The following is a 24,412-nucleotide window of genomic DNA, read 5'->3' on the forward strand; positions in this document are numbered from 1 at the left end:
ATCTGTATGATTTCGGTACTTCCATGTCACAGTAAAGATAACACAGGGGAGATTTCTTCGCCAGAGACGAAGCTTGTTTCGCGTAAAAGCGCAATAACCACGGCAAATCCCAGCATGGCTTAGATAAGCATTCACCTTACGGTCTGTTTCAACTCTTTTAAGTCATTTTCGATCTATTTCATCCAATTAAACCTTTGTGATGGAAGTGAATAAGGATTATAATCCAATTTGACGAAAATGAAATGAAAATGAATGTAACTTAATATGTTGGCCGAATTTCTACCGAAAACGGGGGAACCGATATTTAGGGGTGAATTTCGCTGCTTCACTTGCATTGCGCCTGGTGAAAAAGCGAATAGGGCAGACCGCGCAAGCCCGAATCCGTCAGCTAACCTCGTAGGCCTTTGCAGCAGGGACCAATCAAAAAGCATTGGATTTCCAGTGCTTTTTTTCATTGTTTCTTTTTTGCCAAATTGAGTAATGAGGTGAGCCCGTTGCTTTCCAAATGGATCAGATTTTCCCCACCCCAAGTCCTTGTGTTGGGCTTTGCGTTCATTATTTTGGCCGGTTCGCTGCTTTTGATGCTGCCGATTTCCAGTAGTACGGGAGAGTCGCTTCCTTTTATTGACGCTTTCTTTACCGCTACTTCAGCAACCTGTGTAACAGGGCTTGTCGTAGTGGATACAGGAACCTATTTCTCAACATTTGGCCAGGTGGTCATTATGCTGCTGATCCAGGTAGGCGGTCTGGGGTTCATGACCATGGCGACCTTGTTCGCTCTGGTGTTTAAACGAAAGATTTCGCTGAAAGACCGGCTTCTGCTCCAGGAGGCGATGAACCAAAATACGATGGAAGGGATCGTCCGGCTGATCCGTAAGGTGCTGATGTATTCCCTGATTATCGAGAGCTGCGCCGCACTTCTGTTCACAATCCGCTGGTCGTTCGACATGCCGATTGGCCGGGCGCTGTTCTTCGGTATCTTTCACGGCGTTTCCATGTTCAACAATGCTGGTTTTGACCTGTTCGGCGAGTACCGCAGCCTTACCCAGTATGTAAACGATCCGGTCGTCAATCTCGTAACGATGTTCCTGATCGTTTCCGGAGGGCTCGGCTTTATCGTTTTGTCCGACCTGATCGAGTTTCGGCAACGCCGCAAATTGTCGCTTCATTCCAAGGTGGTTCTCTCCATGACCGCCACATTGATTCTGGTCGGAGCGCTCGTTATTTTCGTGTTTGAATTCACCAACTCCAATACCTTGCAACCGCTGGATTGGGGCGGGAAAATCTGGAGCTCGTTCTTCCAGTCGGTTACGCCGAGAACGGCGGGTGCCAATACGGTGGATATCGGCGGGCTTAGGCAGGCGACGCAATTCTTTATGATCATCCTGATGTTCATCGGGGCATCGCCAAGCTCCACCGGGGGCGGGATCAAGACGACGACGTTCACGATTCTGGTCGGGGCGGTCATTTCCATGATCCGCGGCCGTTCGGATCTCGTGTTGTTCCGTTACCGGCTGGCCCAGGAGCGGATATTCAAAGCCGTCACGATCACGATGCTCGCTTTGTTCCTGGTCATCGCCGTGGCGATGGTGCTTTCAACTACGGAAGATGCCAGCTTCCTGAGCATTTTGTTCGAAACGACTTCCGCTTTCGGTACGGTCGGCCTTTCCATGGGGCTGACGGGAAAATTGACGATTGCGGGGAAAATTATTATCAGCTTCACCATGTTTGCCGGACGGTTAGGGCTGCTGACGTTAGCTTATGCGCTCGGGCCGAAGAAGGGTAAAGAATTATATAGACATCCCGAAGGCAAAATGATTATAGGATAAGGGGAAAAGTGAGATGAAAACACAGCAGTTTGTAGTGATCGGCTTGGGGCGTTTCGGTTCCAGCCTGGCGCTAGAGCTGATGGACCTCGGCTACGAGGTTCTGGGCGTGGACAGGAACGAGGAAGTGGTCGAGGAATGGAGCGACCGGCTTACGCATGCCGTCGTCGCGGATGCGACGGATGAAGAAGTTCTGAAGTCGTTGGGCGTTCGAAATTTCGACTGCGGGATCGTAGCGATCGGCAATGATATTCAAATGAGCATCCTGTCGGCCATCCTTCTCAAAGACCTTGGGATTAAAACGGTGGTAGCCAAGGCGATTTCCGTCCTTCACGGCCGGGCGCTGGAGAAGCTCGGCGTCGACCGGGTTATCTTTCCCGAGAGGGATATGGGGGTTCGGGTCGCCCATCAGCTTGTAACTCCAAACCTGCTGGATTACATTGAACTTTCCAAAGAATACAGACTTGTCGAAATGAGAGTACCGCAATGCCTGGACGGAAAAAATGTCGGCGACCTGAACCCGAGAGCACGTTTCGGCTGCAGCATCGTAGCCATCCACCGGGAGAACGGCGTCATTATTGCACCGACGGCAATGGATCATCTAATCCTTGGGGACATCATGGTCATCATCGGGGCAAAGAAAAACATCGATGAATTCGAAGCTATTATAAATGATTAATCATTTTAGTGATTCTGCTCTTGGAGTGTGACCTGCATGGAATCTGCTGCAACGGAAGCAATTCGGCATTTTCTGATCCTAGTATTGTTTGTTCTCAGTGTCGGCATGGTTTCCGGCAAATTAGCCGCTTGGCTCAAGCTGCCCGATGTTGCCGTATTCATCGCCGTCGGCATGCTGCTCGGGCCCGGCTTGAAGCTCATTCATGAATCCAGCGGCTCGCTGATCAATCAGCTCATTTTAACATTGGGTTCGGCGCTCATTCTGTTTGATGGCGGCAGGAATCTTAAGCTCAGCGGTCTCCGTAAGGTTTGGATCACCCTATCCTTGCTTAGCGTCCCGGGGGTAATCATCTCGGTATTGGTTGTGGGGGCAGGCGTGCATTTTCTGTTCGGGGTGGATTGGATTTTTGCCTTCCTCGCAGCTGCGGTCATTGCATCTACGGACCCGGCATCGATCATCCCCATCTTCAAACAGGTGAAGATCAAGGAGCGTGTCCGCGAGACGGTGGAGAGCGAATCGGCATTTAATGATGCAACGGGTTCGATTCTTACGTTTGCTTTGTTGGCGGCGGTCGCGGGCGGCGGCGAACTCCATTTTGGCGCGATGACCTTGGACTTTGTAAAAACCGCGCTCGGCGGAATTGTGATCGGGCTGATCATTTCCGGGCTGCTGGCCTATTTCACGGGACATGCGCGGCATGGCGTACTGCGGGAATATACGACTATCGTAATGCTTGTCTGCGCCCTGTCGAGTTACTTGATTGCCGACCTGATGCATGTCAGCGGGTTTATGGCGACGTTTGTGGCCGGGATCATTTGGGGTAATGCGGAAACCTTTAATCTTTCAATGAAGGAAAGACATATCGAGGTCGGCTCTTTTGCGGAAAATATCACGGTGATGATGCGCATGCTGATCTTCGTTCTGCTGGGCAGTCAGGTTAATTTCGGCACGCTGGGCCATTACCTGTGGCAGAGTCTGGGGGCGGTGCTGCTGCTTATGTTTGTAGCCCGTCCGTTGACCATCCTGCTGTGCGCCCTTCCGGACCGGAAAGTGAAGTGGACCTGGCGGGAGCTGCTGTTTATGTGCTGGGTCCGCGAAACCGGAGTTATACCGGCTGCGTTGTCGGGAATGATTGTCGGAATGGGCGTCCCGCATGCCGAGATCATTGCGGCGATTACGTTCATGGCGATCGTGCTTACGATTATCGTTCAGGCGAGCACGACAGCCTGGGCGGCGCGAAAGCTTGGCCTCGAAATCAAAGAAGCTGCGGCAAAGCCTTAGGGCTTTTGCTGGCAGCTTCTTTTAATTTTACGGGTCGGTTTCCGGTTCCTTGGATTAATAAGTACGGACCGGGGCCCGGCGGTAAAGCATCCAGCCGATTCCGATCAGAATGACGGTTAATCCCAGAAATAGATGAGAAACCATCACGTTGGACATTCCTGGCGCCGACAATTCAAAGTTTTCCGCGAAGTCCATGTTTCCGGGGCTGAGGTTTAAAATCAGTACGTAAAAAGCGATTGTAATCAAGCCGGGAAGCGTGCCAAACCGGTAAAAAACGGTACCAAGCAGGATGAACAGAAACATGTCGAACAGGTAGAATGCAAATTGGGAGTACCATAAGGACAAGAACGCAGGGATGCTTTCTTCAATAGAATGTCCTAACAGCGACGTCACCCCATAACCTACATAGACGACGATATTTTGCATCAAGGCCATGGCGGCACAGAGTATGGCCGTCGTTCCGATCACAGAGAGATAAAACCTCTGCCGGGGAATTCCAAAGCTCATCATCAAAGGGAAACTGTTCGTTGCAATTAAAATGCCGTAGACCAAAAGATAGATGGCGATGGCTCCGAAGTTGGCTGAGAACAGAAAACTGTTAGTGGAGTTCATAATTTCCGGAAAATAAAGCATGATTACCACTTGTGCGATATCAACCAACAGAAGGATAGACCAAAAATACGTCACCGGTTTGAAGTTATCCATCCAATAGAATCGCAGCATCTTACGAGAAGTAACCATTATTTGTTTCCTCCGAATTCAGATTCCCTTTGCGGGTCAAATAAACGAACAGTTTTTGCAGCGGTACTGAGCTGATTTTGATACCCCGGCGTTCCAGTTCGACCCGGTTATCCAGTTCCCCGTACCAGACGAGGACGGTTGTTCCGGCCAGTGATTCTTCGTGGAGCACATGCGGGTCTGATACCAATGCCAGCAGCTGCGAAGAATCGCCTTGGAGGTAATGCGCCTGTGCCACAAAGGCATCCTTATCCATATGGGAGGTGATGACCCCTTGCTCCAGCAGCGTGATGTACTGGAACAGATTGGAGGATTCATCGATCTGGTGGGTCGACAGGATCATCGTCCGCTCCCGTTGACCGCAATCGTTAATCATTAATTCGTAAAAAGTTTCTCTCATGTCGGCGTCCAGCCCCAGGGTCGGCTCGTCGAACAAAGTCAATGGGGCGCCGCTGGCCAGTCCTTTCACGATCCCTACCATCGACTGCATGCCTCTGGAAAGCTGCTTATATTTCTTTTTGGCGGGCAAGCGGAATTTTCTAAGCAGTTCGGTTGCGAGCTTTTCGTCCCAGTACGGAAGCAGCAGTGAACAATAATGCATCAGATCTTTGACTTTATAATCGGCCCAAGAACGTTCATCCGACTTGACCAGGCAGATGTTCGGGGTGACGGCGGGGTTGTCATGGACCTGTTGGCCGTCGTAGAGGACTTGCCCTTGGCTTGGATAGATCAGGCCGGAGAGAATGTGAAGCAAGGTTGTCTTGCCGGCGCCATTGGCTCCCAGAAGCCCGTGAACGGCTCCTTCTTCAAAAGTCGTGGTCACGTTTCGGATAGCTTCGGTACTGCCGAAATTTTTAGCAATTTGACGGCATTCCAGAATAGGATTCACAACAATTTCTCCTCTCGTCCTCATGAATCGGCAGACTCTGCCTTTTGAATCATTTCCGCAATCTGCCGCGGCGATATTCCCAATTTAGCCGCCTCACGCAGCATGACTACGATATACTGGTCAAAAAATTGCTGCTTTCGCTTCTCAACCAAAACCGCCTGCGCTCCCGATGCAACGAACATGCCAATCCCCCTTTTCTTGTACAAAATCTCCTGATCTACCAGCAAATTAACGCCTTTGGCCGCCGTAGCCGGGTTGATCTGATAAAAGGCCGCAAATTGGTTGGTAGAAGGCACTTGGGCTTCTTCAGGCAATCTACCTTCAATAATGTCATCTTCGATCTTTTCGGCAATTTGCTGAAAAATCGGCCGACCATCGTCGCTTAACACACCCATTTCTTCACCACCGTGTTGGTTAATTACTTATGTAACTAACCATACAACCATAGGGGTATATTGTCAACAGGCGAATGATCCTTTCATGAAAAAAAGCAGCCGGAGCATCCGGCTGCTATATAAAATATTGGAATTCTATTTATTGAGAAAGCACTTCTGCAAGACTCTCCTTAATGCCCGTAAACCATTCCATCGTTTCTTTGCTCAGTTCCGATTTGTCGCCGTAGACAAGGCATGTTTCTCTGCGCGTCTGTTCAAGCTCCTTCATCGGAACAGCGACGAGGTCGTTGTCTTTCAGCAATTGCTTGCGTAAGTACGATTTCGGCAGAAGGGCCGCAGCCTTGCATGTGGTCAGCAAGCGGACGATGGCTTCAAAAGAATCGATCTCCATCCGGATGTCCGGAATGATCCCGTAACGTCCGAACAGATCGTCGATCAGCTTCCGGTACCAGGTGCCCTTCGAGAATATGATCATCGGCCGGCCGTTCAGATCCTCCATTGCCGCGCGGCGATTGCCCGCCAGCTCATGCCCCCGTGGGACCACTAACTCCAAATGGTCCTGGAACAAGGGAATGCACCGGAGTCCCGTTTCGCTGATTGAGGAGGCGACAACACCGATATCGACTTTGCGGTCGCGGACATAGGAGACGATCTCATGCGTCTTCCCGGTAACCAGCTTAAGCTCTATTTCGGGGAACTTGTTCATTAATGCCGTAACCAGCGGCGGGAGCGTCGTTTGAATTGTAGTGAGGCTGGCGCCAAGCGTAACTACACTGCGTTCACTCGCCTTGAACCTGGAGACGGATTGCAGAAAGTTCTGATGGCGCTGCCGCTGCTCCAAGGCATAGATATAAGCTTCATGTCCGACGCGGGTGAGCTCCAGCCGCTTTCCTTTTCGCGAGAATAAAGAGACACCCCATTCCTCCTCCAGCTTTGCAATTTTTCTGGACAGTGCGGGCTGTGACAAATTAAGCAGCTTGGAAGCTTTGTTTAAACTGGATTGCTCAACGACCGTGGTAAACACCAGCAAATCTTCAATCATAGCCGTGGCCAACCTTCCTTATGTTAATTTGTTATAAGTATTAATAAGTATATTGCAATTCCATTATAAGATAAAAAGGAGTAACATGAAATATGACACAAGATGTTCACATGTTACTTTTGTAACAAGGGAATAAGACCGCGCTTTTGTGTAATTTATCATATACGTCCCGCGGTCGAGATTTGTTGAATAATGAGATTATTAGAGGAACGATGGAAACGGAAAGGGGCACATGGACTTATGAAAGGGTTTTATTCCAGAAAACTGCACTCGCTTCTGGGTGTCATCCCGCTCGGTTTTTTTATTCTGGAACACATGATTACGAATTTTTCCGCGGTTGAAGGAGGAAGCCAAGGGTTTAAGGACAGCGTCGCGTTTCTTAATAGCTTGCCTCTGGTCCTTGTACTTGAGATTTTTGGGATCTTCTTGCCGCTGCTGTATCATGCCGTTTACGGTATGTTTATCGCCTTCCAGGCGAAGCCGAACAATACGCGGTTCCGGAATGAACGCAATTTGCGCTACTTGCTTCAGCGGATCACAGGGGTGCTTGTCTTTGCGTTCGTAATCTGGCATCTCTATGAGACCCGCTTTCAGGTCGCTATCGGTAATGTAACTCATGAAGAACTCGGCGGGGTGATGCACGATATCGTGATGAATCCGTTCTTCTTCATTCTATATTTGATCGGAGTGCTCTCTGCGGCATTTCACTTTGCCAACGGACTTTGGTCGTTCATGGTCAGCTGGGGCATCACGGTCGGTCCGCGGGCCCAACGGGTTTCTTCTTATATTTGCATGACCCTGTTTGTTATTGTGTCGGTACTCTTCACCTGGTCGCTGTTCGCCTTCCGGGGCGTGGAGTTCCAGGCCGATGGAACGGCATTGCTGGAGACGCTTCGTGTATTCGTAGGATAATGGCTATATAAAACAATTGATGAGAGTTCAAAGTTGATTTTTGAACAACCTCTTTTAGGAGTTGAAGATAGAGATGGCTAAACAAAGCGTAATTATTGTCGGCGGCGGTCTGGCCGGCCTGATGGCTACGATTAAATCGGCGGAAGCCGGGGTGCAGGTGCATCTGTTCTCGCTCGTTCCGGTGAAGAGATCCCACTCCGTCTGCGCGCAGGGCGGCATTAACGGGGCCGTAAATACGAAAGGCGAAGGCGACTCCCCTTGGGAGCACTTTGATGACACGGTATACGGCGGGGACTTCTTGGCGAACCAACCGCCGGTTAAGGCGATGTGCGAGGCGGCGCCGGGAATTATCCACCTGATGGACCGGATGGGCGTCATGTTCAACCGGACACCGGAAGGCTTGCTCGATTTCCGCCGGTTCGGCGGCACGAAGCGCCACCGGACGGCATTTGCCGGTGCGACAACGGGACAACAGTTGCTCTATGCCTTGGATGAACAGGTACGCCGCTATGAAGCGGAAGGTCTGGTCACCAAGTATGAGAACTGGGAGTTCCTGTCTGCCGTTTTGGATGATGAAGGCGTATGCCGCGGGATTTGCGCACAAAACCTGCGCTCAATGGAAATCGTTACTTTCGCTTCCGATGCGGTCATTTTGGCTTCGGGCGGCCCTGGCATTATTTTTGGCAAAACGACGAACTCGGTTATTAATACAGGAACAGCGGCAAGCGCGGTGTATCAGCAGGGCGTGAACTACGCGAACGGCGAATTTATCCAAATTCACCCGACGGCGATTCCCGGAGACGACAAGCTGCGGCTGATGTCTGAATCCGCGCGCGGGGAAGGCGGACGGATCTGGACGTATAAGGACGGCAAGCCATGGTACTTCCTGGAGGAAAAATATCCGGCGTACGGTAACCTGGTTCCGCGGGATATTGCGACCCGGGAAATCTTCAGCGTCTGCGTCGATATGAAGCTGGGGATTAACGGGGAGAACATGGTATACCTCGATCTGTCCCATAAGGACCCGAAAGAACTCGATGTGAAGCTCGGCGGCATTATTGAGATTTATGAGAAGTTCATGGGCGATGACCCTCGCAAAATTCCGATGAAGATCTTCCCGGCGGTCCATTATTCCATGGGCGGCATGTGGGTCGATTACAATCAGATGACGAACATTCCCGGCTTGTTTGCGGCAGGGGAATGCGAATACCAGTATCACGGTGCAAACCGGCTTGGGGCCAACTCGTTGGTTTCCGCGATCTATGGCGGTATGGTGGCCGGGCCGAAAGCGGTGGAATACATCCGCGGCCTGAAAAAATCGGCGGAGGATCTTAGCCCGCAGATTTATGAGAGCTATCGTAAAGCGCAAGAAGATAAGTACGAAGGATTGCTGGCCATGAACGGCACGGAGAATCCGTATGTGCTGCATAAGGAGCTGGGCGAATGGATGACGGCAAATATGACCGTAGTTCGTACAAACAGCAAGCTGGAAGCGACGATCGGCAAGATCAAGGAATTGAAGTTGCGTTACAAAAATATCAATATTAACGATACGTCCCGCTGGAACAATGCCGGCGCCGCTTTTACCCGCCAGCTGTGGAACATGCTGGAGCTGTCCGAAGCGATGACGCTCGGCGCGCTGCTCCGTAACGAGAGCCGCGGGGCCCATTATAAACCGGAGTTCCCGACTCGTAATGATGAGGAATTCCTGAAGACAACCAAGGCGACGTGGACGCCTGACGGTCCGCAGATCTCTTATGAAGAAGTGGACGTCTCTTTGATCCCGCCGCGGGTACGCGATTATTCGAAGGATAAATAGGGGGGGAGAGACTATGGCAACAGCGGATACAAAATTAACGGCGAAGAAAGTGAAATTTGTGATTACTCGCCAGGATGATCCCAAGTCGGCGTCTTATACGGAAGAGTTTGAGCTCGATTACCGTCCGGGCATGAATGTCATCAGCGCCTTGATGGAAATTCAGCGGAATCCGGTCAATTTGAAAGGCGAGAACACCTCTGCGGTATGCTGGGAGTCCAACTGTCTGGAGGAAGTGTGCGGCGCTTGCTCGATGACGATCAACGGCAAGCCTCGCCAGGCTTGTGCTGCCCTGATCGACAACCTGGAGCAGCCGATCCGCGTCGAGCCGATGCGGACGTTCCCGGTCGTGCGCGACCTGGTCATCGATCGCAGCCGGATGTTTAACGCGCTCAAGCGCGTCAAAGCCTGGATTCCGATCGACGGCACGTACGATCTTGGACCAGGCCCGCGGATGGCGGAGAAGAAGCGCCAGTGGGCTTACGAGCTGTCCAAGTGCATGACCTGCGGCGTCTGCCTGGAGGCTTGTCCTAACGTCAACGAGAAGACCGACTTCATCGGCCCTGCGGCCATTTCCCAGGTGCGCTTGTTCAATGCACATCCTACTGGTGAAATGAACGCGGAGGAACGTCTGGAGGCGCTGATGGAAGAAGGCGGCATCGAGGGCTGCGGCAACTCGCAAAACTGCGTCCGCGCATGCCCGAAGGGCATTCCGCTGACCACCTCCATCGCCGAAATGAACAAGGCGACCACCAAGCATATGTTCAAACGCTGGCTGGGCGTGTAACTATCGAGCATTGTGGAATAGTGTTAAAAACCGGGCGAATGAGCCCGGTTTTTTTGTGGTTCTTTCAGGTTGGCGGGTTGGGTGGCAAATTGTGCTTGATCCATGTGTGGCGTGGGGAGATACGTTCGTGATCCATAGGAACCCGTTTGTCATCCCAAGGGCCATCCTTAGTGATCCGTAAGTACCTGTGGTGTGTGGTTGGCTTTTCCTTTACTCCATTGGAAATATCCAATGAGATGGTGCGAGAATAAGATGCTTTAACTGTTTCATTGGAAATATCCAATGAGGATATAGTGGTTTCGTGAAAGAAGACCATTTTCAGCTGTGTTAATTGGAAATATCCAATCAAAGCACAGATGTTAAGCTGCTAGATGCTTTTTCATTGGAGATATCCAATGGGGAGCATAGTTATCAACATCTACCGAAAACCGTACCTAGCGAAACCGTCGGATTTACTCCGACATAAATGAAATTTTAAACTTTATATTGCCGAATTCCTGAGGTGTATGCTAATATGACGTTGAGATTGAAAACGTTACCGAAAAGGATGCCGGACACGTTTTCGGAACCGTTACCGAAAACGAAACCGGAATTATCGGAAGCGCATTCATTCCGCTATATAATTCGAATAAATTCGAGGGGGAAAGTACACATGAAAGTCAGAAAGCTATGGAGTTTGATGCTGGCTTTAACTTTGGTCGCCGGACTTGCGGTCGGCTGCGGTAACAAAAACGAAGGATCCGACACAACGAACTCGGGGGCCAATTCAGGAACCGCTCCAGCCAAAGCCGGAGAGATCTACTTCCTGAACTTTAAGCCGGAAATTGCTCCGGTTTACGAGAAGATCGCCAAGGATTATGAAGCTGAAACAGGCGTGAAAGTGAAAGTCGTAACCGCGGCTGCCGGAACTTATGAGACTACGCTTAAGGCTGAAATCGCCAAATCTGACGCTCCGACGATTTTCCAAATCAACGGTCCTGTCGGTTATCAGAACTGGAAGGATTACTCCCTCGACTTGAAAGACACCAAGCTCTACAGCTACTTGTCCGACCAAAGCCTTGCCGTAACTAATGAAGGCGGCGTTTACGGGATTCCTTATGTCGTAGAAGGCTATGGCATTATCTACAATGACGCGATTATGAAGAAATACTTCGAGTTGTCGGATAAAGCCGTTTCGGTATCCTCGATGGCCGATGTCAAAAACTTCGATACTTTGAAAGCGGTTGTTGAAGATATGACCGCGAAGAAAGACCAATTGGGAATCAAGGGCGTGTTCTCCTCCACTTCGCTGGCTGCCGGCGAACAATGGAGATGGCAAACTCACTTGGCCAATATGCCGCTGTACTATGAATTCAAAGATAACACCGAATATGACAACACGATTTTGGCCGGTCTTGCCTCCAACGAAGTCGAATTCAAATACAATCCGAACTTCAAAAACATTTTTGATCTCTACATCAACAACTCGGTTACGAAAGGCTCCCTCTTGGGCAGCAAATCTGTAACCGACTCGATGGCCGAGTTCGCACTGGGTCAATCCGCAATGGTTCAAAACGGAAACTGGGGATGGTCCCAAATCAACGAAGTGGACGGCAACGTAGTTAAAGCCGAAGACATCAAGTTCCTGCCTATTTACACCGGTGTTGCCGGCGAAGAAAATCAAGGTCTCGCTATCGGTACGGAGAACTACTTCTCCATCAACAGCAAAGTATCGCCTGAGAAACAACAAGCTTCGATCGCTTTCCTGGAATGGCTGTTCTCCAGTGACAAAGGTAAAGCATACGTAACGAACGATCTCGGATTCATCGCTCCATTCAACACGTTCAACGATAACGAAAAACCTGCTGATCCGCTGGCTAAAGAAGTGAGCAACTGGATGGCTAAAGACGGTATCGTATCTGTACCTTGGACGTTCGCTGCATTCCCTAGCGAAGAGTTCAAGAACGTATTCGGCGACGCGTTGCTGCAATACGCTCAAGGCAACAAAACTTGGGATGAAGTTGTAACGATCTTTAAAGACAGCTGGAAAGCTGAAAAAGCCAAGTAATTAGCATGTACTTTCATGCCGCGGTGGGCCAAACCGGTGCACCGTGGCATATTTTATGACCGATTACTCATAGAGGACCATTTCTGACTCGCCATTTTTTTAATCCTGGGTAAGGAGAAGAACACCATGCAGAAATCGATAAAAAGATATTTCGCCCTTTTTGCATTACCGACAGTTCTGGCCTTTACGGTCATGTTCATCATTCCGTTTGTTCTCGGCGTGTACTTGTCTTTTACGGAATTTACGACAGTCACGGATGCGAAATGGGTAGGCCTCAGCAATTATCTTAAAGCCTTCTCGAATAAAGAATTTCTGAATGCATTGTGGTTCACGGTCAAGTTTACGGTTGTCTCCGTGTTAACGATCAATGTGTTCGCGTTTCTTCTGGCCATGCTGTTGACCCGGGGAAAGAAAGGGACCAATCTGTTCAGAACGATTTTCTTCATGCCAAATCTGATCGGCGGAATCGTGCTGGGTTACATTTGGCAGCTTATCATTAACGGTATACTGATTAAATTCGATGTAACTTTAACCTCCAGCGCCAACTACGGCTTTTGGGGACTCGTTGTACTTATGAATTGGCAATTAATCGGGTATATGATGATCATTTATATTGCCGGCATTCAAAATGTGTCCAAGGATGTTATTGAAGCGGCCATGATCGACGGAAGTACCCGTTTCGGTATATTGCGTAACGTGACTATCCCGCTCGTGATGCCTTCCATTACGATCTGTTTGTTCCTGAGCTTATCGAACTCGTTTAAGCTGTTTGACCAGAACCTGGCGCTAACAGCCGGGGCACCGTCGAAGCAAACCTCGATGCTGGCGCTGGATATTTACAACACGTTCTACGGCAGCGTAGGCTGGGAAGGCGTCGGTCAAGCCAAAGCGGTTGTATTCTTTGTACTGGTCGCCCTGATCGCATTGATTCAACTTGTCGCAACAAGAAGCAAGGAGGTTGAGAGCTGATGCAAAAAACAAGGGGCAGAGATTCTGTTGTAGTTACAGTGCTATTCATTCTAGCCGTACTGTTTTTGGCACCGATCCTGATCGTGCTGATGAACTCCTTCAAGGGAAAGTTCTTCATCAGCGACACTCCGTTCAAGCTTCCCGATGCCCAAACCTTCATTGGTCTTAAAAACTATACGGGCGGCGTTGCCAAGATCGGATTTTTCAATGCTTTCGGAAACTCATTGTTTATTACGGTATGCTCCGTGGCCGTCATCGTGCTGCTTACAGCTATGACCGCCTGGTACATTACCCGGGTCAAAACGAAATTTACTAAAATGCTCTACTTCATTTTTGTATTCTCGATGATCGTTCCTTTTCAGATGGTCATGTTTACGATGTCGAAAGTGGCTAACATTTTGCACGTGGACAATTTGGTCGGGATCATTTTCATCTATCTGGGATTTGGAGCCGGGTTGTCGGTGTTCCTGTTCAGCGGGTTTGTGAAGTCGATACCGCTCGAAATTGAAGAAGCCGACCTGATCGACGGCTGTAACCCGGTCCAATCCTTCTTTAAAGTGGTTCTGCCGATATTGAAGCCGATTGCGATTACCGTGGCTATCCTCAACGTCATGTGGATCTGGAACGACTACTTGCTGCCTATGCTGGTCATCGGGACCGAGCACAGAACGATTCCGATCGCGATTCAATACTTGAAGGGCGGTTACGGCTCAATTGATATGGGCGCGATGATGGCGATGCTGGTATTGGCTATTTTGCCTATCGTAATCTTCTATCTGTTCTGTCAAAAATATATTATTGAGGGCGTCGTTGCCGGCGCTGTTAAAGGTTAAGGTCAGAAACAATGCCTGAGGCAATAGGCGCAGCGGGCGAAGCAGGGTTCTTTACCGGGGGAATAACTTGCCGGGAAGCCCTGCTTTTTTGTATCCGCCCTTGTTTTCCGGGGGGTTAATTGCTATATTTTCTATGAGTATATGAAGGAAAGATTATAATGTAAGGGAAGATCGGACATGGCTTCAATTACAATTATCGATATTGCTAAAATGTGCGGGGTTGGGGTTACTACGGTTTCCCGGGCGATCAATAATCATCCTGACATCAGCGAAGAGACCAAAGCAATGATTATGCAGGTCATCAAGGAAAATCATTACGTTCCTAACAACAGCGCCCGGAATTTGAAGCGTTCCGCTTCCAAGACGATAGCCGTGCTGATCAAGGGGATAACCAATCCGTTTTTTAACCGGATGATTCAGGTGTTTGAAAAAGAGATTCAAAGAAAGAAATATTCGTTCATTCTGCAAAGGGTGGATGAGAACCAGGATGAAATCGAAGTCGCGATCGAGCTCGAAAAAGAGAAGCGTTTGAAGGGGATTGTTTTTCTCGGCGGATATTTCTCGCATTCCAAAGAAAAGCTGGATCAGCTTACGGTACCGTTCGTTCTCAGTACGATCGGTATGACGCCGGACTACGATCCGCATGAGTATTCTTCCGTTTCCGTCGACGACTTTAAAGAAAGCTACAAGATGGTAGATTATTTATGCAATCAGGGCCATCGCAAAATCGCTATCATAACGGCATCTATGGATGATGTCAGTATCGGTAAATTAAGATATGAAGGTTATAAGCAGGCGCTTGAGGATCACGGTCTGGAATTGAACGAAAAGCTGGTATACAGCATGAAAGAAAGCATAGAGAGCTATTCGATGGAAAACGGATACGAGGTGACCAAGGAACTGCTCGGTTCCGGCGAGGAATTCACGGCATTGTTTGCCGTATCCGACAGCTTGGCCGTAGGAGCCTGCAAGGCTATCTTCGAGAGCGGCAAATCGGTTCCGGATGACTATGCGGTCGCCGGATTTGACGGACTTGATATCACCTACTATTACCATCCATCCATTACAACGATTCGTCAGCCGGTTGAGGAAATTGCCGAGGAGACGATCAAAATTTTATTTGACCTGATTAATAAAAAAATAACTCACGCCCATAAAACATTCCCGGCGGAATTGATGATCCGGGAATCGACCGCAAGGAAATAAACAAAACCCGGCTTCGCAACGATGGTTGCGGGCCGGGTTATTTATCTTTTTACAGGAAGAACGAGCCTGCGATGCCCCCTACAATGCCGATCGCAACCACGGAGACAAAGACGAATATCAGCGCTTTTCTAGGGAAAGACCGCGCGACCATGAGCATGGACGGAAGGCTGACGGTTGGCAGCGTAAGCAGCAGGGCCGCCGCCGGGCCGGTCCCCAGGCCCAGGGCTACGAAGGACTGGATAATCGGAATTTCCGCCGCCGTCGGGATAACGAACAGCGTACCTACGATGGCAAATACGATAATGGCGGCGATACCGGTTCCCAGTGCAACAGGGAACATCGTGTGCTGAAAGGCACCCAGCAGCAGAACGGAAATGGCGTAAGCCGGGACGACATTAAGAATCATCAGGCCTAGGCTTTTGAGCCAGCGCACCCAGAAAGAGCGTTGCTCTTCTTCCATCTCCTGAACGGGCGGCTCAGGGATTGCTGCCGTTTCATTCGTATTCGCAAACCGGTTCGCAAAGTAGCTGACTCCGAAGGTCAAGATCAACCCGAAGGCAAGCCGGAGTAGGGTAAACTTCCACGAGAGCACAAACGCCATAAATATGAGCGTGGCCGGATTCAGCACCGGATTGCCGATCCAGAAGGCGAGGCTTGCGCCGACCGAGACGTTTTTACGGCGAAGACCGCAGGCGACGGGCGCAGCACAGCAGGAGCACATCATGCCGGGCAAGGAAGCGACGCCGCCGAGAAGCGTGCTCTTAAAGTTGGCTTTGCCAAGCACTTTATAGAGCCATTTGGACGGCAGCAGTACTTGTACAAGGGAGCCGAGCAGGATGCCCAGAACGGCGGCTTTCCATACCGATTTGAAATAGGCGGCCGCGTATTCGATAGCCGAGCTCCAGGAAGGAGCTGCGGAGACGTCCGAGCCGAGAATCGACGAGCCGATCGAGTGGTTCGCCGCGGCTTTGAATGCTTTTTCATAATACGGCCACCACTTAACATAACTTAAGCCGGCAATGGCAATGATGACAAAGAGGACGACGAAGAATATAGTCTTGAGCGTACGAGGAGTACGTGGATTGAGAGAGTGTGTTTTCGTTGATGTTGCCATGTATGTTCCCCCACAGTTTGTTATTTTCAAAGACACGAATTACAGTATAACATAATGAGACAAGGCTGCATTATTGATTTGCCTTTCCCGGGCCGATTGGAGTACGATTTAGAGTGGAGCAGGCAATGGAAAGACCTTTAAATATATTTTTATATACGGAAGGAAAGTGATTCATAGATGGCAGCAGCGGATTCAGTAAAGTTGACTTCATTATCCAGTAAGGGTGGCTGCGGATGTAAAATCGGCCCTGCCGACTTGATGCAGGTGATTCGGAGTTTGCCTCAATCGGAGCCGAACCCCGACTTGCTCGTGGGCTTGGATACGAGTGACGATGCGGGCGTGTACCGTTTGTCCGGGGACATGGCTCTGGTGCAGACGGTGGATTTTTTTACGCCGATCGTGGATGATCCGTATTCCTTCGGCCAAATTGCGGCAGCCAATGCGATCAGCGATATTTACGCCATGGGCGGCAAGCCGTTGACCGTGCTTAATATTGTAGCTTTTCCGATTTCCACTTTGGATAAAAGCATTTTGGCGGATATTTTGCGCGGGGCTGCGGATAAAGTCCGGGAAGCGGGAGCTACGCTGGTAGGCGGTCACTCGATCGACGATAAGGAGCCCAAGTTCGGCCTTGCCGTGACCGGCCTTGTTCATCCCGACAGAATCAGAACGAATGCGGGAGCGAAGGCCGGGGACAAGCTGATCCTGACGAAGCCGATCGGGGTAGGCATTATGACGACTTCGATTAAAAAGGATGCGCTGACTCCGGAAGAGACGCAGCGGGTTACCCGCGTGATGGCGACCTTGAACAAGACGGCTGCCGAGACGATGGAGCCTTACGATGTTCACGCCTGCACGGACGTGACCGGCTTTGGCCTGATGGGCCATACGTTGGAAATGGCGAAAGGAAGCGGATGCGGAATCCGTATTAAACATAGCGATGTTCCTGTTCTGCCGCGCGTGCGGGAGCTTGCCGAGCAAGGAAATGTACCAGGCGGAACGAAAAACAATTTTGCTCATGTCGAGGTGGATATCGATTTCCCTGCGGAGCTGGACCAAATCGGCCGCTGGATTCTGTGCGATGCGGTGACCTCGGGCGGCCTGCTCATTTCGGTGGAGGCCGGACAAGCTGATGAGCTGCTGCAGGCGCTTGTGCAAGCCGGTGTCGAGGCAAGCCTGATCGGGGAAGTTACCGAACAACATCCTGGACGCATCGTTGTGGAGTAGGAAGTCTTATAGAAGGAGTCAAACATCATGTTTCAAGACATAACCATTGAAGATCTGGCTGTGCGCAAAAAGGGGGAACTGGTCCTGATCGACGTCCGTTCTCCTTCGGAGTACGCGGAGTCCAGCATTCCCGGCAGTATCAACATTCCGCTGTTTAACGATGAGGAAAGAGCGGAGATCGGGACGCTGTATAAGCAGGTCAGTGTAGATGCGGCGCAGGAACGCGGGCTCGAGATCGTTTCGGCCAAGCTGCCGGCATTTATTAAAGAGTTTGCGGCGATTCCAGAGAAGAAAGCCGTGTTCTGCTGGCGGGGCGGTATGCGCAGCAAAACGACGGCAACGCTGTTGTCCCTGATGAACATCCATGCCTACCGGTTGTCCGGCGGCTTCCGGGCTTACCGCCAATGGGTCGTAGCTATGCTGGAGACGATGTCGTTCGAACCCCCGGCTTATGTCATTCATGGAAATACCGGAAATGGCAAGACGGCACTGTTACGGAAGCTGAAACAAAAGGGCTATCCGGTCCTTGACCTGGAGGACATGGCCGGGCATCGGGGATCGGTTTTCGGCGAAATCGGACTTCGCTCCCATAACCAGAAAACGTTCGACGCCTTGCTGCTGGATGAACTGCTGCTGTATCAGAAGGCTCCTTATATACTCATGGAGGCGGAGAGCAAGCGGATCGGGAAGGTTGTTATTCCGGAGCTGGTCATGGCCAAGAAGGATCAGGGTACCCATATCCGGGTAGAGCTTCCGATTGAAGCACGCGTGCAGACGATCCTGGAAGATTACCAGCCCTGGGATCATCCGGAGGCTTGCGCCAAGGCTTTTTCAAAAATCGAGTCCCGCATTCACCGGCCCATCGCCGTAGAAATCGGAGACAGTTTGAAGAACGGCAATTATGAACGAGCCGTGGAGCTTCTGCTGCTCTATTATTACGATCCGCGGTACGAACATTCGGAAGAGCAGTATGAGGGGGCCGAGTTTACGACCATCCGTGCCGATTCGGTAGATGAGGCGGTTCTTGCGGTCGAGCAATTGCTTGAACGAACCTCGGGTCAACGTGTAAATGGATGAGTTACGAAGTGAATAGAAATGAAGTTGAGACCGTACGCTGATGGTTTGGCGGACGGTCTCTTTTTTGCGGGGTACAGGGTAATTCTGGATATTTTGTTTAAAACATCTTAGAATGGAGAGAAGTATCCAGGAGAGAGGATGGGATAGAGTTGAATAGGAAAAGAACGAGGGCAAGCCAGTTCAACCGGATGACGAGATTGGCTTGTACCAGCTTGGTAGCGGTTTCAGTGTTGCTGCCTGCGGGGCTGGCCCGAGCTGAGACAAGCTCTGGAACTTATGATTATTTGCCGGTCGAGACCCGGTTGAAGATTGCTGCCGGTGAAATTCCGATGCCGGGAACAACCGCACCGGATCCGTCTCAAGCCAAAATTACAAAAGAGCAGGCTGTCGGGAAGGTGAAGGCACTGTTGCCGGAGTTGAAGGATGCCGTCGCGCAGAATATCACGCTGGGGGTAACGAATGTATATCCTCCCCCACCGAATCAAATGGTTTGGAATATCGAATGGACCTATCCGTCGGGAAGCATGGGATATGGTTTTAGTTCCCAGCTTGATGCATTGACCGGAGAGTTGATCAGTATCTATTTAAGTGTCGCCCAAGAAGCAAATGAAAATTATTATCCTCCAAAGCTGACCCGGGATCAAGCGTTGGAAGCAGCCAAAGCATTTATCGTTAAAGCGGCTCCCTCCATTACGCTGAGCGATCTGAAACAGGAGGGGTACTCGTCCTGGGGACTGAACGAGACTTCCTTGTTCGGACCGGTTCAATACAGTTTCTATTTTAGCCTGCTGAAGAATGGAATTCCTTCACCCGAATACGTCAATGTATCGCTCAACGGCAACGGCGATCTGATCTCCTTTTCCAAATCCTATGACCAATTGAACTACCCGGAGAAGACGGCTGCCATTTCCCAGACCGTTGCAGAGCAAACTTTTGCTAAAGAATTGGATGTCGAGCTCAGTTATATTCCGATATACAAGGATAATAAGGTCAGTAAATATATCCTGGCTTGGAATCCGTCGGAGAATGCGACTTATCCGATTGATGCCTTAACCGGGAAAAGGCTAAGTTATCAGGGGGAAGACCGTATATGCGGAAGTCCCGGCGGGCAAGAAACAGTTTGCTCCTCGTACGGCCAAGACAGAACTGACAGCTGACGAGGCGAAAAAACTGGTGGAACAAGTCTTTACGATTCCCAAGGGTCGAACTTTATTGTATTCATCGCTTGATTCCGATTACGCCGATCCTGAGCGCAAATTGTGGAGATTGACCTGGGGAGAACAGCCGGGAAGATTGTACGCGGGAGGATTCTCGTCACAAACAATCGCAGAGGTTGATGCTTTGACAGGACAAATTCTTGAGTTTCGCATGGAAGAATACGCGGGAATGGGGGAGGAAGACGCATCAAGTCCTCCAGCCGGAGCTGTGAAGCTGAGCCAAGCGACAGTCCGTCAGAAAGCGATCGAACTCGTAAATGCTTTGGCTCCAAATGCAAGCCGGGATTATAAGCTGGCGGAGCAGAAGGAGGCCAATTCTAACAATCAGAATAAGAAGAGCTATGGATATCATTTCACTAGATTTGTGCAAGGAATCCCGGTAAGTAACGGCGGAATTTCGCTATCCTTTGATTTATACGGTAACCTGAAATATTACAGTTTCGGCCGAACGCCGGGACTCGATCAAATTACCGGACCATCGACCGCAAAAATGGCAAAAGAAGAAGCTCTGAAGGCATACCGGGATCTGTACGTCATGAAGCTGCAGTACATGAACACCGGCGGTCATTTTGTGGATAACAATTATATCGAGCAGAAAACTTGGCTCGCGTATGGGGCGGAGTCCAAAAATCCGGATCGCCCGTTTCAAGTTATTGATGCCGTTTCGGGGCAATGGGTGACGACCTATGATAACATCCGGTATGGGGACGGGAATCCTTCCGTGACCATACCTGCCGATGTGAAAGGGCATCCGGCCGAGCAGGATCTCATGACCTTGATTCAGCATAGGGTAATTGTGCCTGATGAGAGCGGCAACGCGAAGCCGAATCAAGAAATTACGGTAGGCGAATGGCTTGGTATGATGGCTCAAGCCGTAACTCCTTATTATAAGGACTATGGCGGTTATTACGGAATGGGAGAACGAAAGCCGGTATCCGGGGTACCGGTGGATAGTCCATATTATAATGCGGTAGCCTATGCTGCCCAATATAAATGGATCGAGCGAGATGCCGTGTTGAAGGTCGATTCCAAATTGACGAGAGAAGAGCTCGCCGTTATGCTGACAACGATTGTCAAATACAACAAGCTGGCAGGGTTCCTGGCCGAGGATGAGAGCTTGAATCAATTCAGCGACAAGTCCTTGATCGGCAGCAAAGGCGAAGTGGCGCTTACCGTTAAACTGGGGCTGCTGCAAGGCCAAAACGGCAAGTTCAATCCGCAAGGCACTGTCACGAAAGCGGATGCGGCGACGGTTATCATGCAGCTCGTGAAGCTGCAAGGCAAGACGGATCAAACGGTCGCCCAGTAGTTATCTATTAGGCGAGGGGGCTGTCCCGGTAGCAGTTGCTGCTGCGCGGGGCGGCCTTTTTGCGTGGGGGAGGAACTGGGGAGCGTTGAGTGTTGAGGAGTGAGTAGGGCTGGGGCGTTAGGAACGTGGGGTACATAGAGAACATAGAGAACATAGAGAACGTTGTGATAAAGGAAACTAGCTTCTACTGTTGCGTTATAGAGCGACCGTGGCACGTTAATAGTTGAGGATGGAGGGTGAGGTGCGATGGATTAAGTGCAAATTAGTTTTAGCTGTTGAGATAGTGCACGACGTGGTGCGTTGAGCGTTAGAATGGCGAGTGAGGCCCGTTAGGCCAGATGGAAGAGCGGACCCAGTTTTAACTGCTTCATTTATTATTAGGCTGGCCCTGTGGCACGTTGTTAGGTGAACTATCCAGTAAAATCAATTTGACTCGTTGGATAAATTCCAACGAGTCGCGCTTTGGCGGGGGGATTTCGGGGGTTGATTGGATAATATCCAATCAAAATTTCATAGTTCGTGCAAAATGGGCTATTATCGGCTATATCATTGGATTTTCTCCAATGAAAGAGACAATCTGCGGCGATTTGGTTGATATCATTGGAAAATATCCAACGAGGGGCGAGGAGTACGTGGAATATGTGGAGAACGTGGCATACGTGGCATACGTGGCATACGTGACATGCATAGCATGTTTGACTTAGTTTGGACCGGAAAGCCATTTTACGGACTTTAGCGTAAGTCCTGACCTAAGAGGAGGGTCAAGCGAGAAAGCAGATTAGTTTTTTTGTTTGACTCTTACCTTAGGGGAGGGATTAGGCTTGAAGTGAAAGGAGTGACACAAAATGCTGTTTACTGTTAAAGAAGTGGCTTCCATCGCTAACGTTACTGTCAAGACACTGCATCACTATCACAAGGTAGGCCTGCTTATACCGGCTCAAGTTAATGAATCGGGATATCGTCTGTATGGAAACGAGGAATTGGAGCGGCTTCAGGAAATTATGTTCTACCGGGAGCTGGATTTCCCCTTGGATCAGATTAAACAACTTCTTGCCGACAATCCGGAGCGTCTGGCTATTTTATCGCAGCAAAAAGAGCTTCTTGCCCGTCAGAAACAAAGACTCGAGCATATTTTATCAACTTTGGAAAAATCGATCGTCTATACGGAAAGAGGAGAAATCATGGATCAGGGCGAAATGTTCAAAGGGTTTAACAGCGAAGAAGAGTGGGTGGAGGCACTGCAAGAGCAAAATCGTTATTTGCAGGAAACCTACGATGTGGACGTCATCGGCGAGGAACCTTTGGATGTGCCGGCGCTGAACGATCAGGCTCTGGAAGCCGCTCAGTTTATGGGAGAAATGGCCGACAGTCTAAGAAACGGACTCAAATATGACGACGAGAGCATACAGAACAAAATTCATAGACATCTACATTTTTTGAAAAAGCATGGTCATCCCGCGACGGTTGCCGAATTTGCGCTCCAAACCTCTTTTTTTCTGGAGGACGATTTTCACCGAAATATGCTGGAGGGGCAGCAAACCGGTCTGGCGTACTATTTGAACGCTGCTGCCGAAGCGCTGGCCAAGTCAGGAGAATAGGGGAAGATAACATTGTCGAACGAACGAGTTCTTTGGAATACCCGGCAAAAAGAATTGAAAGCGATCATCGCTAAACCGGAGCATCATGAATCTGTCATTCAAATCATACTGGCGCAGCATGCAGCGGTTCATTCGGCCCGAATCGCCGAACCGGATGCGTGGTCTTTTGAGGACGAAGTGCTGAATGATATGAGCGAGGAAAACTTTCGGAGGATTCCCAAGCCGGGCGTGAACTCGATTGCTTGGCATATTTACCACTCCACACGGATCGAGGATATTACGTTGAACACCCTGGTGGGAGACCGGCCGCAGGTGTTTGACGAACAAGAACAGGATTGGCCCGGCAAAATAGGAATCCGGTATCGTGACACCGGCAACGGAATGAATGACGAGGACGTGAAGGAGCTTAGCGCTTCCGTTCATATTCCGTCTCTTCGAGATTACCGGAATGCGGTGGGCCTTCGTACCCGGGAAATCGTCTTGGCGATGCGTCCCGGCGATTTGAAGCAGAAGATAGATCCTTCCCGGATCGCTAGAATTAAAAGCAACAAGGATGTCCGCGAAGAAGGGGAATGGCTGCTCGACTACTGGGGCGGCCTGACCAAGGCGGGAATCATCCTGATGCCGGCCACCCGGCATCTCATCGTCCATCTCAACAAATCGCAGCGAATAAAAAAATAGGATATTCACTATCTTGCTGTTTCAATCCAACCGCCGTACTTTCTGCTATCCGATACGCTATAGTAGTTGTACGGCTTCTGTCGTCTTTGCGAACAAAGGCCGCTGGAATCTGATCACTGGGAGGAATCGGCATGTGCGCCGTGGTAACCAAGTTTTTTGAATACGGACCAAAGGAAATTGAAGCTTTGTCGGCAGCGGACCCGGTGCTCGGGGACTTCATGTCACGCCGGGGCCAAGTGGAGCGCGTGATCATTCCGGAGCTGTTTCCCGCGCTCGTTCACGCGATTGTCGGCCAGCTCATTTCCGTAAAAGCCGTGCAGACCATCTGGAGTCGCATGCAGGCAGCTTTCGGCGATATACGTCCGGAACGTTTGGCGGCAGCCTCGGCCGATGAGATCCAACGCTGCGGTATAACGATGAAAAAGGCGCTTTGCATCCACCGGATCGCCACGCAGGTCGCTTCGGGCGAATTCGACCTCGAGGGTCTCCGAAGTTTGCCGGATGCGGAAGTCGCCGCTAAGATGACGGTGCTGCCCGGCATCGGCGTTTGGACGGCCGAAATGCTGCTCATGAACTGCCTGGAGCGGCCGGATATTGTAAGTTGGGGCGATATTGCGATTCGGCGCGGTATCATGAATCTGTACGGGCTTCCGGCCCTCACGAAAGAGCAGTTTGAACAATACCGCCGCCGATACTCACCGTACGGTTCGGTCGCATCCATATATTTATGGGAAATATCGTTTCCGCAAAACGGGTGACACATAGGCTA

At 50.3% G+C, this 24,412-nt stretch carries 22 protein-coding genes and 1 riboswitch; of the genes, 17 read left to right on the top strand and 5 right to left on the bottom strand.

The window, feature by feature from the left end; translation table 11 throughout:
* The first annotated feature begins 259 nt into the window (after positions 1–259).
* Positions 260–419, top strand: a riboswitch (cyclic di-AMP (ydaO/yuaA leader).
* 75 nt (positions 420–494) lie between these two features.
* Genes KJS57_RS18865 through KJS57_RS18875 form a run of 3 tightly spaced genes read left to right on the top strand, consistent with a single transcriptional unit; the run spans position 495 to position 3,786 of the window.
* The gene (locus KJS57_RS18865; RefSeq protein WP_373316841.1) at positions 495–1,829 is read left to right on the top strand and encodes a TrkH family potassium uptake protein; all 1,335 of its coding nucleotides are present in this window, start codon (positions 495–497) and stop codon (positions 1,827–1,829) included.
* 13 nt (positions 1,830–1,842) lie between these two features.
* Positions 1,843–2,505 (top strand): potassium channel family protein, encoded by a 663-nt coding sequence (locus tag KJS57_RS18870; RefSeq protein WP_211023526.1) that lies wholly within the window; start codon positions 1,843–1,845, stop codon positions 2,503–2,505.
* A gap of 36 nt (positions 2,506–2,541) precedes the next feature.
* A complete protein-coding gene (locus KJS57_RS18875; RefSeq protein WP_213655965.1) occupies positions 2,542–3,786 on the top strand; it encodes a cation:proton antiporter in 1,245 nt (414 codons plus the stop codon).
* A gap of 54 nt (positions 3,787–3,840) precedes the next feature.
* Here KJS57_RS18875 and KJS57_RS18880 read toward each other — a convergent pair whose 3' ends face one another.
* From KJS57_RS18880 to KJS57_RS18895, 4 genes are all read right to left on the bottom strand, one after another.
* The gene (locus tag KJS57_RS18880; protein WP_213655966.1) at positions 3,841–4,527 is read right to left on the bottom strand and encodes a hypothetical protein; all 687 of its coding nucleotides are present in this window, start codon (positions 4,525–4,527) and stop codon (positions 3,841–3,843) included.
* Positions 4,511–5,413: an ATP-binding cassette domain-containing protein gene (locus KJS57_RS18885; protein ID WP_211023520.1), complete on the bottom strand. Its 903-nt coding sequence runs from the start codon at positions 5,411–5,413 to the stop codon at positions 4,511–4,513. The genes KJS57_RS18880 and KJS57_RS18885 overlap by 17 nt, the downstream gene beginning before the upstream one ends.
* A 20-nt stretch (positions 5,414–5,433) precedes the next feature.
* On the bottom strand, positions 5,434–5,808 hold the full coding sequence (locus KJS57_RS18890) for a GntR family transcriptional regulator (RefSeq protein WP_211023518.1): 375 nt from the start codon (positions 5,806–5,808) through the stop codon (positions 5,434–5,436).
* Between the two features lie 139 nt (positions 5,809–5,947).
* The gene (locus KJS57_RS18895; protein ID WP_211023515.1) at positions 5,948–6,850 is read right to left on the bottom strand and encodes a LysR family transcriptional regulator; all 903 of its coding nucleotides are present in this window, start codon (positions 6,848–6,850) and stop codon (positions 5,948–5,950) included.
* 240 nt (positions 6,851–7,090) lie between these two features.
* On the opposite strand from KJS57_RS18895, the gene KJS57_RS18900 reads away from it, so the two are divergent.
* From KJS57_RS18900 to KJS57_RS18930, 7 genes are all read left to right on the top strand, one after another.
* A complete protein-coding gene (locus tag KJS57_RS18900) occupies positions 7,091–7,762 on the top strand; it encodes a succinate dehydrogenase cytochrome b558 subunit (RefSeq protein ID WP_211023513.1) in 672 nt (223 codons plus the stop codon).
* A gap of 73 nt (positions 7,763–7,835) precedes the next feature.
* Positions 7,836–9,581 carry a succinate dehydrogenase flavoprotein subunit gene (sdhA, locus tag KJS57_RS18905; protein ID WP_213655967.1) on the top strand — a complete coding sequence of 582 codons (1,746 nt, stop codon included), beginning with the start codon at positions 7,836–7,838 and terminating at the stop codon, positions 9,579–9,581.
* Positions 9,582–9,594: 13 nt separating this feature from the next.
* Positions 9,595–10,365 (top strand): succinate dehydrogenase iron-sulfur subunit, encoded by a 771-nt coding sequence (sdhB, locus tag KJS57_RS18910; RefSeq protein WP_213655968.1) that lies wholly within the window; start codon positions 9,595–9,597, stop codon positions 10,363–10,365.
* 652 nt (positions 10,366–11,017) lie between these two features.
* Entirely contained in the window at positions 11,018–12,412 is a 1,395-nt protein-coding gene (locus tag KJS57_RS18915) for an ABC transporter substrate-binding protein (RefSeq protein ID WP_213655969.1), read from the top strand.
* A 126-nt stretch (positions 12,413–12,538) separates the two neighbouring features.
* Complete coding sequence (locus tag KJS57_RS18920) at positions 12,539–13,381, top strand: carbohydrate ABC transporter permease (RefSeq protein WP_213655970.1); 843 nt, start codon at positions 12,539–12,541, stop codon at positions 13,379–13,381.
* Positions 13,381–14,214 (top strand): carbohydrate ABC transporter permease, encoded by an 834-nt coding sequence (locus KJS57_RS18925; protein WP_213655971.1) that lies wholly within the window; start codon positions 13,381–13,383, stop codon positions 14,212–14,214. Before KJS57_RS18920 ends, KJS57_RS18925 begins: the two co-directional genes overlap by 1 nt.
* A gap of 177 nt (positions 14,215–14,391) precedes the next feature.
* Positions 14,392–15,420, top strand: coding sequence for a LacI family DNA-binding transcriptional regulator (locus KJS57_RS18930; protein ID WP_213655972.1), 1,029 nt, complete (start codon positions 14,392–14,394; stop codon positions 15,418–15,420).
* A 49-nt stretch (positions 15,421–15,469) separates the two neighbouring features.
* Here KJS57_RS18930 and KJS57_RS18935 read toward each other — a convergent pair whose 3' ends face one another.
* Complete coding sequence (locus KJS57_RS18935; protein ID WP_213655973.1) at positions 15,470–16,534, bottom strand: permease; 1,065 nt, start codon at positions 16,532–16,534, stop codon at positions 15,470–15,472.
* Between the two features lie 177 nt (positions 16,535–16,711).
* Here KJS57_RS18935 and selD point away from each other — a divergent pair, with 177 nt between their 5' ends.
* From selD to KJS57_RS18970, 7 genes are all read left to right on the top strand, one after another.
* Positions 16,712–17,761 carry a selenide, water dikinase SelD gene (selD, locus tag KJS57_RS18940; RefSeq protein ID WP_213655974.1) on the top strand — a complete coding sequence of 350 codons (1,050 nt, stop codon included), beginning with the start codon at positions 16,712–16,714 and terminating at the stop codon, positions 17,759–17,761.
* 27 nt (positions 17,762–17,788) lie between these two features.
* Positions 17,789–18,838 (top strand): tRNA 2-selenouridine(34) synthase MnmH, encoded by a 1,050-nt coding sequence (gene mnmH, locus KJS57_RS18945; protein ID WP_213655975.1) that lies wholly within the window; start codon positions 17,789–17,791, stop codon positions 18,836–18,838.
* Between the two features lie 149 nt (positions 18,839–18,987).
* Positions 18,988–19,995, top strand: coding sequence for a YcdB/YcdC domain-containing protein (locus KJS57_RS18950; RefSeq protein WP_213655976.1), 1,008 nt, complete (start codon positions 18,988–18,990; stop codon positions 19,993–19,995).
* The gene (locus tag KJS57_RS18955) at positions 19,985–21,364 is read left to right on the top strand and encodes an S-layer homology domain-containing protein (RefSeq protein WP_373316844.1); all 1,380 of its coding nucleotides are present in this window, start codon (positions 19,985–19,987) and stop codon (positions 21,362–21,364) included. The genes KJS57_RS18950 and KJS57_RS18955 overlap by 11 nt, the downstream gene beginning before the upstream one ends.
* An 845-nt stretch (positions 21,365–22,209) precedes the next feature.
* Complete coding sequence (locus KJS57_RS18960) at positions 22,210–22,962, top strand: MerR family transcriptional regulator (protein ID WP_213655978.1); 753 nt, start codon at positions 22,210–22,212, stop codon at positions 22,960–22,962.
* Positions 22,963–22,974: 12 nt separating this feature from the next.
* Positions 22,975–23,643: a DinB family protein gene (locus tag KJS57_RS18965; protein ID WP_213655979.1), complete on the top strand. Its 669-nt coding sequence runs from the start codon at positions 22,975–22,977 to the stop codon at positions 23,641–23,643.
* A gap of 131 nt (positions 23,644–23,774) precedes the next feature.
* Positions 23,775–24,401, top strand: a complete 627-nt coding sequence (locus KJS57_RS18970) for a DNA-3-methyladenine glycosylase family protein (protein WP_213655980.1) — start codon at positions 23,775–23,777, stop codon at positions 24,399–24,401.
* Positions 24,402–24,412 lie beyond the last annotated feature (11 nt).

The organism is Paenibacillus vini (assembly GCF_018403325.1).
Lineage (GTDB): Bacteria > Bacillota > Bacilli > Paenibacillales > Paenibacillaceae > Fontibacillus > Fontibacillus vini.

Excerpts from the sequence above, each read along its gene's own strand:
- KJS57_RS18870 (WP_211023526.1), top strand. The coding sequence starts at position 1,843 with ATGAAAACACAGCAGTTTGTAGTGATCGGCTTGGGGCGTTTCGGTTCC.
- KJS57_RS18875 (WP_213655965.1), top strand. The coding sequence starts at position 2,542 with ATGGAATCTGCTGCAACGGAAGCAATTCGGCATTTTCTGATCCTAGTA.
- KJS57_RS18880 (WP_213655966.1), bottom strand. The coding sequence starts at position 4,527 with ATGGTTACTTCTCGTAAGATGCTGCGATTCTATTGGATGGATAACTTC.
- KJS57_RS18890 (WP_211023518.1), bottom strand. The coding sequence starts at position 5,808 with ATGGGTGTGTTAAGCGACGATGGTCGGCCGATTTTTCAGCAAATTGCC.
- KJS57_RS18895 (WP_211023515.1), bottom strand. The coding sequence starts at position 6,850 with ATGATTGAAGATTTGCTGGTGTTTACCACGGTCGTTGAGCAATCCAGT.
- KJS57_RS18900 (WP_211023513.1), top strand. The coding sequence starts at position 7,091 with ATGAAAGGGTTTTATTCCAGAAAACTGCACTCGCTTCTGGGTGTCATC.
- sdhA (WP_213655967.1), top strand. The coding sequence starts at position 7,836 with ATGGCTAAACAAAGCGTAATTATTGTCGGCGGCGGTCTGGCCGGCCTG.
- sdhB (WP_213655968.1), top strand. The coding sequence starts at position 9,595 with ATGGCAACAGCGGATACAAAATTAACGGCGAAGAAAGTGAAATTTGTG.
- KJS57_RS18915 (WP_213655969.1), top strand. The coding sequence starts at position 11,018 with ATGAAAGTCAGAAAGCTATGGAGTTTGATGCTGGCTTTAACTTTGGTC.
- KJS57_RS18920 (WP_213655970.1), top strand. The coding sequence starts at position 12,539 with ATGCAGAAATCGATAAAAAGATATTTCGCCCTTTTTGCATTACCGACA.
- KJS57_RS18925 (WP_213655971.1), top strand. The coding sequence starts at position 13,381 with ATGCAAAAAACAAGGGGCAGAGATTCTGTTGTAGTTACAGTGCTATTC.
- KJS57_RS18930 (WP_213655972.1), top strand. The coding sequence starts at position 14,392 with ATGGCTTCAATTACAATTATCGATATTGCTAAAATGTGCGGGGTTGGG.
- KJS57_RS18935 (WP_213655973.1), bottom strand. The coding sequence starts at position 16,534 with ATGGCAACATCAACGAAAACACACTCTCTCAATCCACGTACTCCTCGT.
- selD (WP_213655974.1), top strand. The coding sequence starts at position 16,712 with ATGGCAGCAGCGGATTCAGTAAAGTTGACTTCATTATCCAGTAAGGGT.
- mnmH (WP_213655975.1), top strand. The coding sequence starts at position 17,789 with ATGTTTCAAGACATAACCATTGAAGATCTGGCTGTGCGCAAAAAGGGG.
- KJS57_RS18960 (WP_213655978.1), top strand. The coding sequence starts at position 22,210 with ATGCTGTTTACTGTTAAAGAAGTGGCTTCCATCGCTAACGTTACTGTC.
- KJS57_RS18970 (WP_213655980.1), top strand. The coding sequence starts at position 23,775 with ATGTGCGCCGTGGTAACCAAGTTTTTTGAATACGGACCAAAGGAAATT.